This window comes from Pseudomonas sp. HLS-6 (genome assembly GCF_002753995.1).
Taxonomy (GTDB): Bacteria; Pseudomonadota; Gammaproteobacteria; order Pseudomonadales; family Pseudomonadaceae; genus Aquipseudomonas; species Aquipseudomonas defluvii.
Map to the genome: position 1 here is coordinate 4473216 of NZ_CP024478.1, position 9227 is coordinate 4482442.

General features: G+C 59.1%; 10 protein-coding genes. 4 read left to right on the top strand and 6 right to left on the bottom strand.

Annotated features, from left to right (window positions below):
- Positions 1 to 8: 8 nt before the first annotated feature.
- Positions 9 to 575, bottom strand: coding sequence for a nucleotide exchange factor GrpE (gene grpE / locus CS390_RS21025; RefSeq protein WP_065758251.1), 567 nt, complete (start codon positions 573 to 575; stop codon positions 9 to 11).
- 229 nt (positions 576 to 804) lie between these two features.
- On the opposite strand from grpE, the gene recN reads away from it, so the two are divergent.
- Positions 805 to 2478 (top strand): DNA repair protein RecN, encoded by a 1674-nt coding sequence (gene recN / locus CS390_RS21030; protein WP_099775844.1) that lies wholly within the window; start codon positions 805 to 807, stop codon positions 2476 to 2478.
- Positions 2479 to 2552: 74 nt separating this feature from the next.
- Here the strand turns inward: recN and fur are convergent, their stop codons facing one another.
- The gene (fur, locus tag CS390_RS21035) at positions 2553 to 2957 is read right to left on the bottom strand and encodes a ferric iron uptake transcriptional regulator (RefSeq protein ID WP_065758249.1); all 405 of its coding nucleotides are present in this window, start codon (positions 2955 to 2957) and stop codon (positions 2553 to 2555) included.
- Positions 2958 to 3054: 97 nt separating this feature from the next.
- Between fur and CS390_RS21040 the strand changes: the two genes are divergently transcribed.
- On the top strand, positions 3055 to 3576 hold the full coding sequence (locus CS390_RS21040) for an outer membrane protein assembly factor BamE (RefSeq protein WP_065758248.1): 522 nt from the start codon (positions 3055 to 3057) through the stop codon (positions 3574 to 3576).
- A gap of 52 nt (positions 3577 to 3628) precedes the next feature.
- Here CS390_RS21040 and CS390_RS21045 read toward each other — a convergent pair whose 3' ends face one another.
- Genes CS390_RS21045 through CS390_RS21055 form a run of 3 tightly spaced genes read right to left on the bottom strand, consistent with a single transcriptional unit; the run spans position 3629 to position 5784 of the window.
- A complete protein-coding gene (locus CS390_RS21045) occupies positions 3629 to 3946 on the bottom strand; it encodes an RnfH family protein (RefSeq protein ID WP_065758247.1) in 318 nt (105 codons plus the stop codon).
- Entirely contained in the window at positions 3939 to 4373 is a 435-nt protein-coding gene (locus tag CS390_RS21050; protein WP_065758246.1) for a type II toxin-antitoxin system RatA family toxin, read from the bottom strand. The genes CS390_RS21045 and CS390_RS21050 overlap by 8 nt, the downstream gene beginning before the upstream one ends.
- A gap of 7 nt (positions 4374 to 4380) precedes the next feature.
- Positions 4381 to 5784, bottom strand: a complete 1404-nt coding sequence (locus CS390_RS21055) for a sodium-dependent transporter (RefSeq protein ID WP_065758245.1) — start codon at positions 5782 to 5784, stop codon at positions 4381 to 4383.
- 114 nt (positions 5785 to 5898) lie between these two features.
- On the opposite strand from CS390_RS21055, the gene smpB reads away from it, so the two are divergent.
- Positions 5899 to 6381, top strand: a complete 483-nt coding sequence (gene smpB, locus CS390_RS21060; protein WP_065758244.1) for an SsrA-binding protein SmpB — start codon at positions 5899 to 5901, stop codon at positions 6379 to 6381.
- 73 nt (positions 6382 to 6454) lie between these two features.
- Here the strand turns inward: smpB and CS390_RS21065 are convergent, their stop codons facing one another.
- Positions 6455 to 7222, bottom strand: a complete 768-nt coding sequence (locus CS390_RS21065; RefSeq protein WP_065758243.1) for a GntR family transcriptional regulator — start codon at positions 7220 to 7222, stop codon at positions 6455 to 6457.
- Between the two features lie 254 nt (positions 7223 to 7476).
- On the opposite strand from CS390_RS21065, the gene CS390_RS21070 reads away from it, so the two are divergent.
- Positions 7477 to 9165: a lactate permease LctP family transporter gene (locus CS390_RS21070; RefSeq protein ID WP_099775846.1), complete on the top strand. Its 1689-nt coding sequence runs from the start codon at positions 7477 to 7479 to the stop codon at positions 9163 to 9165.
- The last annotated feature ends 62 nt before the right edge of the window (positions 9166 to 9227 follow it).

The following is a 9227-nucleotide window of genomic DNA, read 5'->3' on the forward strand; positions in this document are numbered from 1 at the left end:
GGACGATTTCAAGCCTGCTCGTCAATCGACGGCGAAACCGGCGCCGGCGCCTTGCTGACCACAACCATGGCTGGGCGCAGCAGACGGCCATTGAGCTGATAGCCCTTCTGGAACACTTTCAACACGCTGTTAGGCTCTACCTCAGCGCTTTCCTGCATGGCCATGGCCTGGTGATGCTCGGCATTGAACGGCTCGCCATGCGGGTCAATGGCTTCAAGGTTGAAGCGCTTGAGGGTGTCGTGGAACATTTTCAGCGTCAGCTCAATGCCTTCACGCATTGGGCGAATGCTTTCATCATCGGCGCTGGAAAGCTCCAGACCGCGCTCCAGGCTATCGATGACCGGCAGCAGGTCGCCAGCGAACTTTTCCAGGGCGAACTTGTGGGCCTTCTCGATATCCTGCTCAGCACGACGGCGAATGTTCTGCAGATCGGCTGCAGCACGCAGAGATTGATCCTGGGCCGCCGCCAGCTGCTCTTCGAGCACCTGAACGCGAGCATTGAGGTCGTCGCCGGTCGCGCCTGCGGATTTGTCGGCGTTCAGATTCTGTTCGTCCAGCATCTGTTCGTCAGCCATAAAATCTCTCCTTTCAATTTTGTCAGCGAGCTGAACTCGCGCATCTGCCGCCTATATGGGGTCGCAAAATGCAGGTTCAAGGGCTGAAATCAGCAGAAGCACACCCGCGCTATGATCACTCGCGATCAAAAGCCACCTCACTCAAGCAAACAGAGCTAAAACCAGGCATTGTCAGCCGATTTGAAAACACTGTATAAATAACCAGACTTAACACTTGGGAGCCGCCCCAATGCTGGTGCATCTGTCTGTACATAATTACGCCATCGTCGAACACCTGGACCTCGAACTGTCCCGTGGCATGAGCGTCATCACTGGCGAAACCGGGGCCGGCAAGTCGATCATGCTTGACGCCTTGGGCCTGACACTCGGCGACCGGGCCGACAGTGGCGTGGTACGCCCAGGCGCAGACAAAGCCGACATCCTGGCCACCTTCGACCTGGTCGACATCCCCGAGGCTCGAGCCTGGCTGGCCGAGCGCGACCTGGACACCGACGGCCCCTGCATCCTGCGGCGCGTCATCACTGCCGAGGGGCGCACCCGCGGCTACATCAACGGCACCCCCTGCCCGCTGAGCGACCTCAAGGCACTGGGCGAACTGCTGATCGACATTCACAGCCAACACGAACATCAGTCGCTGCTGAAATCCGACACCCATCGCCGCCTGCTTGACGAATACGCCGGCGCCACCGACCTCGCCCGCCAGGTGCAACTGGCGGCCCAGCGCTGGCGACAAACGCGCCAGGAACTGGAGCGCCTGTCCAATTCCAGTGAAGAACAGCAGGCTCGTCACCAGTTGTTGAGCTATCAACTGGAAGAGCTGGACAACCTGGGCCTTGGAGAAGATGAGCTGGAGCAACTGGAGCAGGAACACAAGAACCTGACCAACGCAGAGGCCCTGTTCGGCATTTGCCGCCAGGTCATCGACCATTGCAGCGAAAGCGATTCGGGCAATGTACTCAGCGCACTGACCGCCAGCCTCAACCGCCTGACCGCCGTACACAATGCCCCCAAAGCACTGGGCGAAGCTGCCAACCTGATTGCCAGCGCGCAGATTCAGGTCGAAGAAGCCGTAGGCGAACTCAATCGCTTCCTCGACAACTTCGATGCCGATCCAGCGCGCCTGCAACAACTGGAAGAACGCCTCGACACCATCTATACGCTGGCACGCAAGCATCGGGTTCATCCCACTGAACTGACTCAGTTGCAGTGCAAGCTGAGCAGCGAGCTTGGAACGCTCGACGCCAGTGATGAAGCCATCGAACGCTTGAGCGAAGAACTCGCCGCCTATGCCCGCCATTACCAGGAAAAAGCCAGTGAGCTCAGCACGCTGCGCAGAGCGGCCGCGGACAGCCTGGCCTGCGCCGTGGAGCAAGAAATCCAGCGCCTGGGCATGCCCGGGGGGCGTTTCAACATTGCACTGCAGGCCAGCAACAGTGACGAACTACTGCCCCATGGGTTGGAGCAGGTCGAACTGCTGGTCAGTGCCAACCCCGGCCAACCGCTCAAGGCGCTGGCCAAGGTAGCCTCCGGGGGCGAGTTGTCGCGCATCAGCCTGGCGATTCAGGTCATCACCGCACAAACATCACGCATCCCGACACTGGTGTTCGATGAAGTCGACGTAGGTATTGGCGGCCCGACAGCCGAGATCGTCGGCCAACTGCTACGCCGACTGGGCGAGCGCGGCCAGGTACTTACGGTTACCCACCTGCCGCAAGTCGCCGCCCAAGGCCATCATCATTTATTCGTACACAAAGTACGCAACAGTGATGCTACCCACACGGCGGTCGCCAACCTGAGCAAACGTGAGCGCGTGGAGGAAGTGGCACGAATGCTCGGCGGCATTGACCTGACCAAAGAGTCCCTGGCCCACGCGCGCAAAATGGTCGTCACCAGCAAGGCCTGAAATATCCACTCACCAAAAATCACGAAGGCGACCCCAGGGTCGCCTTCTATGCCGTGCCTTAATGCTGGAAACGATTAACGCTTCTTGCGCACATACAGCACCAGATTGTGATCCACGAGCTCAAAGCCATGCTCGGCAACAATTTCTCTCTGGCGCTTTTCGATCTCGCTGTCGAAGAACTCGATCACTTCACCGGACTCCACATTGACCATGTGGTCGTGGTGGCCGCCATCAGCGAGCTCGAATACCGCGTGACCACCATCAAAGTTATGACGGACCACCAGGCCTGCCGCTTCGAACTGGGTCAGCACCCGGTAAACAGTGGCCAAGCCGACGTCCTCGCCTGCCTCCATCAACGCTTTGTAGACGTCCTCGGCGCTCATATGACGCTGCTCGGTCGAGTCAAGCATCTGTAGAATTTTGACTCGAGGCAGGGTCACCTTGAGACCGACTTTGCGTAGTTCGCTATTTTCAACCATGGTCAGCTTTCTCGCCGATGCTGCTTCGCAGCTTCTCTTAATACGGGTATGATCGGGGTTTACGTTGTCCAGCCAAGATAGTGGAAGTCGCCCACCGATGCAAAACACCAAGCTCTTGCTAACCAGCCTCACGTTTGTGGGACTGCTCGCACTCGCCGGTTGTTCATTCCCCGGGGTTTACAAAATCGACATCCAGCAGGGCAATGTCGTAACGCAAGACATGATAGACCAATTGCGCCCGGGAATGACCCGCCGGCAAGTGCGGTTTATCATGGGCAACCCACTGATTCAGGACACGTTCCACCCTAATCGCTGGGACTACCTGTACAGCCTGCAACCTGGTGGCGGCCAACGCCAGCAGGAACGCATGAGCGTTTTCTTCAACGAGAACGACCAACTGGCCAACCTGTCCGGCGACTTTATGCCAGGCGTGAGCCGTGACCAGGAGATCCTGGGGAGCGACGGCAATACCACCATCAGCCCGGCGCGCGGCAACGAAGCGGCTAAAGAAAAGCCCGCCAAAGCCGGCTCGCTGGAAGAGAAGCTGCAACGCGACGTGGATACCATCGAAGTTATCCCAGTGCCCGTGCAGCAGCCGCTGGACACCTCGCCGCAATAAGGCACACATAAAAAAGCCCGGATCATTCCGGGCTTTTTTATATCCGTTGTTTTTAGCGCTTGGCTTTTTTGAACACCCGAGCCACCTTGGCTGCACGCTGCTTGCGCACCTCTTTAGGGTCAACAAGCAGCGGCCGGTACAACTCGATACGCTCCCCTGCCTCGACCAGGCGCTCAGCCGGATTGGGCACGACACGCCCAAAGATACCCAACGGGCACTCGCTCACGTCGACCCCTGCAAGCTGCTCGGCAATGCCGGACAGGCGCACCGCCTCGCTCACCGAAGTCCCTTCTGGAACACTGCACGCCAGCAACCACTGACGCTCGGCAGTTGCATAGACCACTTCAATTTCAAGCATCGTCTCAGCCATTGAGTTGCTTTGCCCGCTGACAGAACGCATCAACCAGGGTATTGGCGGCCTGATTGAAGAGTGGGCCCAAGGTGGCCCGCACCAGCGGACCAGCATAGTCGAACGACAGGTCAAGGCTGATCTTGCAGGCCTTTTCGTTCAATGCCTTGAACACCCAGACACCGTGCAACTGGTTGAACGGCCCCTCCTCCAGGTTCATTTCGATCGACTGCCCAGGCACCAGCACATTACGCGTCACAAAGCGCTGGCTCATGCCACCCTTGGCAACCTCGAGGCTGGCGCGCATCTGCGTATCACTGGCCTCAAGTACCGTGCTCGAAGAACACCAAGGCAGAAACTCCGGGTAACGCGCCACGTCATTGACCAGATCGTAAAGCGCCTGGGCAGGGTAAGGCAGCAGGGCCGAACGTTGAATATGGGTAGTCATCCAGGCGTCACTTCCAAAGCTGAGCGGCAAACACAATCAGAATGCCGAGGGGCGCCACATAGCGCATCAAGAAGAAGGTCAGAGCAAACAGCAGCGGGCTGCGCATGGCCAATTCCTCGCGCACCGCCTCACGCCCCATGATCCAACCCGCGAATATCACAAAGCACAAACCACCCAGCGGCAACATGATGCGCGAGGTAAAGAAGTCGATCACCCCGAAAAAGTCCAGGCCGGCCTTGGCGCCCCATTCATAGAGCCGAAAGCCACTTTCATCGCTCACAAAGAACTTTGCCTGCTGCCAGACGTTGAACGAGAACACCGTGCCCAGGCCCACCAACCAGCAACTGAATGCCAGCCACGTGGTGATCCAGCCACGCCGCACACCCGTACGCTCAACCAGGTAGGCAACCATTGGCTCAAGCAGTGAAATTGCCGAGCTCCAGGCAGCCACCGCCACTAGAACAAAGAATACGACGCCCATCAACTGGCCGAAGGCCACATTGCCGAAGGCGAATGGCAACGCGACAAACATCAACCCTGGCCCTTCGCTGGGGTTCAAACCGGCGGCAAACACAATTGGAAACAACGCCAGGCCGGCAAGCAACGATACAAAGGTATCAAGCAGGGCCACCGACACAATCGTACCGGCAATCGATGATTGCTTCGGCATGTATGCGCCATAAATCAGCAGAGAACCGACACCGACACTCAGCGAGAAGAACGCATGCCCCATGGCTGGAAGCAGGCCATCCATCAGGCGCGACGGATCGAAGTCGAACATGAAGTGCACGCCCTGCATGAAGTGCCCGGTGGTCAGGCTGTAGCCCAGCAGGATTACCAGCAGCAGAAACAGCAGCGGCATCATGATGCGTAGGCTGCGCTCCAGCCCGGCGACAACACCCCTGGCGATCACGACCGCAGACAGCGCCATGAACAGGCTGTGCCAGAGCACCAGGCGCCAAGGATCACTGATCACACCATTGAAGTAGGCGCCCACCTGGTCGGCCGTCACACCTTGAAAATCACCCCGCCCCATGTCGAGGATGTAGTCAAACGACCACCCGCCCACAACGCTGTAAAACGAGAGAATCAACAATGCGGTAAGCATGCCGGCGAAGGCCCACCAGGACCAGCGCGGCGAGTGACCGGTTTCAACTGCCAGATCACGCAAGGCATTGGCCGGGCTTTGCCGGGTACGCCGCCCGATCAAGGTTTCGGCCAGCATCACCGGAATACCGATCAAGGCGATGCAGGCAAGGAAAACCAGGACAAAGGCACCACCACCGTAAACCCCGACCATGTAGGGGAATTTCCAGATGCTCCCCAGGCCTACCGCTGCGCCTGTCGCCGCCAGCACGAATACCCAGCGACTGGCCCAGCCACCATGGACAGAAACCTTGTCCGTCGACATCGACACACTCAACTCAGAAAAAAGAGCGCGCATTGTCCGGGATTCACTCCGGCGGCTCAAGCGCACCGCAACCCCGTAGCCGACAGCGCAGCGACTGCCTATAATGCCGCCCCTATGGCTAAAAAAACGAAACACCCAACAGGGACCATCGCGCAGAATAAAAAGGCGCGACACGATTACTTCATCGAGCACAAGTTCGAGGCCGGTCTGGTCCTGGCCGGTTGGGAAGTAAAGAGTCTGCGTGCCGGCAAGGCGCACCTGACGGACAGCTACGTGGTGCTCAAGGATGGCGAGGCATGGCTGATGGGTAGCCATATCACGCCACTGACCACGGCCAGCACCCACGTCATTGCCGACCCGACACGTACCCGCAAACTGCTGCTCAACCGCCGCGAGCTCGAGCGCCTGCATGCGGCTGTGCAGCAGAAGGGCTACACCTGCGTCGCCTTGTCGATCTACTGGAGCAAGCACTTGATCAAGTGCGAAATTGCGCTAGGTAAAGGCAAGAAGGAATACGACAAGCGCGATACCCAGCGCGAGCGTGATTCCGACCGCGAACTGCAGCGCGCAGTGCGCAGCAAGGGCCGGGAAGACTAAGGCCTGGGGCGGGCACGCTCTAACGCCCGCCACACCCTGGCACCGGCATGGCCGGCCCCTGAAAAGCGGCCGGCTAGCGGCCTTTGCGGCGCTCGGCCCGGGCAACCCGTTGCACTTCCTGACGCACCTCTTCGAGGACTTCCTGCACATACAGAATGTGCCGGCTAGACACCTCACGGGCATCTTGCGCACGCCCCTCGACAATCGCCAGATACAAATCACGGTGCTGAGCAATCAGCATGTCGCGTGTCTCGCTGCGCTGCTTGTACATACCGCCAATGTTGGTCACAACGTTGCGCTTGAGCAAGTCGAACAACCCACGAATGGTATGCAGCAGAACAGCATTGTGGCTGGCCTCGGCAATCGCCAGGTGAAAACTCGCATCGGCAGCCCCCTCCTCGGCCCGGCTGACTTCATCGGCACGGGCGTAGCAATCCTGAAGCGCATCGAAGGCGGCTTTCAGTCGCTCGCGATCAACCTCGGTTGCACGAATCGCCGCATAGTAGGCACACGAGGCCTCCAGGGTGTGCCGGAACTCAAGCAGATCACGCTGCGCTTCAGGATTATTCTCAAGCAGCAGCAACAATGGATCACTGAACGTCGAACCCAGCGACTCAGCCACGTAGTTACCGCCACCCTGGCGACTCACCAGCATGCCTCGGGCCACCAGTTTCTGGATGGCTTCACGCAACGACGGCCGTGAAACACCAAACTGCTCAGCCAGCAACCGCTCGGCCGGCAATCGCTCGCCAGCAGTCAAAGTGCCTTCAAGAATCATCCCCTCAAGCCGTTCGACGATGTCATCGGACAAACGGCGCTGGCGGACCTGATCGAAAACCATCACGTACTCTCCACTATCCCGGGCACCTCCGGAGCCGCCTATTCTGGCGTATCCACACCCGATCGACACCCATCAGTTTGCATCTTTCCAGACCACTCAGGCGCCTTTTCCTACGTCCTGATACGAAAGTTTCGCCGAGGCAAATTGACACACCCCCGGCACGGCTTTTAACCTAGCGCCACGACATTGTAAATTGGTATTACCAATTAACCAACTGTCAGCGCACGACCAACAACAATTAGGGGCCACCCCATATGCAAACCTGGCAACAGATCTACAGTCCGCTTGGCAGTCTTGGCTTGTCCGCTATGGCGGCAGTCATCCCCATCGTGTTCTTCTTCCTGGCTCTGGCCGTATTCCGCCTCAAAGGCCACATCGCTGGCAGCATTACCCTGGCGCTGTCGATCCTGGTAGCGATCTTTGCGTTCCAGATGCCTGCCGACATGGCGTTCGCCGCTGCCGGCTATGGCTTTGCCTATGGCCTGTGGCCCATCGCCTGGATCATCGTCGCCGCCGTCTTCCTGTACAAATTGACGGTCAAGAGCGGTCAGTTCGAAGTCATCCGCAGCTCGGTGTTGTCGATTACCGACGACCAACGCCTGCAGGTGCTGCTGATTGGCTTCTGCTTCGGTGCGTTCCTTGAGGGTGCGGCCGGCTTCGGCGCGCCTGTGGCCATCACCGCAGCGTTGCTGGTAGGCCTGGGCTTCAACCCGCTCTACGCTGCCGGCCTGTGCCTGATCGCCAACACCGCGCCAGTAGCCTTCGGTGCCTTGGGCATCCCGATCATCGTGGCCGGACAAGTCACCGGCATCGACGCGTTCAAGATTGGCGCCATGACCGGTCGTCAACTGCCACTGCTGTCGATGTTCGTACCGTTCTGGCTGGTGTTCATGATGGACGGCCTGCGCGGCGTCAAAGAGACCTGGCCAGCAGCGCTGGTCGCCGGCCTGAGCTTCGCCGTCACTCAGTACTTCACCTCCAACTTCATCGGCCCGGAACTGCCGGACATCACCTCGGCCTTGGCCAGCCTGATCTCCCTGACCCTGTTCCTGAAGGTCTGGCAGCCCAAGCGCTCGTTCGCAACAGCCAACGCCAGCGTAGGCGCGGCTGCAGTTCAGAGCGCTGGTGGCTTTGGTCAGCCACGCACGACCCAGCCATCGCCTTACAGCCTGGGTGAAATTTTCAAAGCCTGGTCGCCGTTCCTGATCCTCACCGTGCTGGTCACCATCTGGACCCTGAAACCGTTCAAGGCGATGTTCGCCGCTGGCGGCTCGATGTACAGCTGGGTGTTCAACTTTGCCATCCCGCACCTGGATCAACTGGTCATCAAGAGCGCACCGATCGTTGCCAACCCAACGGCGATCCCGGCGGTGTTCAAACTTGACCCGATCTCGGCCACCGGTACGGCGATTTTCTTCTCTGCCCTGGTCTCGATGCTGGTACTGAAGATCAACGTCAAAACTGGTCTGACCACTTTGAAAGAGACCTTCTACGAGCTGCGCTGGCCTATTCTTTCGATTGGTATGGTGCTGGCCTTTGCCTTCGTCACCAACTACTCGGGCATGTCCTCGACGATGGCTCTGGTGCTGGCCGGTACAGGCGCTGCGTTCCCGTTCTTCTCGCCGTTCCTGGGTTGGCTGGGCGTATTCCTGACCGGTTCGGACACCTCGTCCAACGCACTGTTCAGCTCGCTGCAAGCCACCACCGCACACCAGATCGGGGTCAACGACACCCTGCTGGTTGCGGCCAACACCAGCGGCGGCGTTACCGGCAAGATGATTTCGCCACAGTCCATCGCCGTCGCCTGCGCCGCCACCGGCCTGGTCGGCAAAGAGTCGGATCTGTTCCGCTTCACGCTTAAGCACAGCCTGTTCTTTGCCACCATCGTCGGCCTGATCACCCTGATCCAGGCGTACTGGCTGACCGGCATGCTGGTGCACTGATTCACGTTACGCTTGATGCAATAAACCTGGCGCGGGCACGCTCGCGCCAGTTGTTCAACAAC

Coding starts and splice junctions, on each gene's coding strand:
- grpE (WP_065758251.1), bottom strand. CDS start 575: ATGGCTGACGAACAGATGCTGGACGAACAGAATCTGAACGCCGACAAA.
- recN (WP_099775844.1), top strand. CDS start 805: ATGCTGGTGCATCTGTCTGTACATAATTACGCCATCGTCGAACACCTG.
- fur (WP_065758249.1), bottom strand. CDS start 2,957: ATGGTTGAAAATAGCGAACTACGCAAAGTCGGTCTCAAGGTGACCCTG.
- CS390_RS21040 (WP_065758248.1), top strand. CDS start 3,055: ATGCAAAACACCAAGCTCTTGCTAACCAGCCTCACGTTTGTGGGACTG.
- CS390_RS21045 (WP_065758247.1), bottom strand. CDS start 3,946: ATGGCTGAGACGATGCTTGAAATTGAAGTGGTCTATGCAACTGCCGAG.
- CS390_RS21050 (WP_065758246.1), bottom strand. CDS start 4,373: ATGACTACCCATATTCAACGTTCGGCCCTGCTGCCTTACCCTGCCCAG.
- CS390_RS21055 (WP_065758245.1), bottom strand. CDS start 5,784: ATGTCGACGGACAAGGTTTCTGTCCATGGTGGCTGGGCCAGTCGCTGG.
- smpB (WP_065758244.1), top strand. CDS start 5,899: ATGGCTAAAAAAACGAAACACCCAACAGGGACCATCGCGCAGAATAAA.
- CS390_RS21065 (WP_065758243.1), bottom strand. CDS start 7,222: ATGGTTTTCGATCAGGTCCGCCAGCGCCGTTTGTCCGATGACATCGTC.
- CS390_RS21070 (WP_099775846.1), top strand. CDS start 7,477: ATGCAAACCTGGCAACAGATCTACAGTCCGCTTGGCAGTCTTGGCTTG.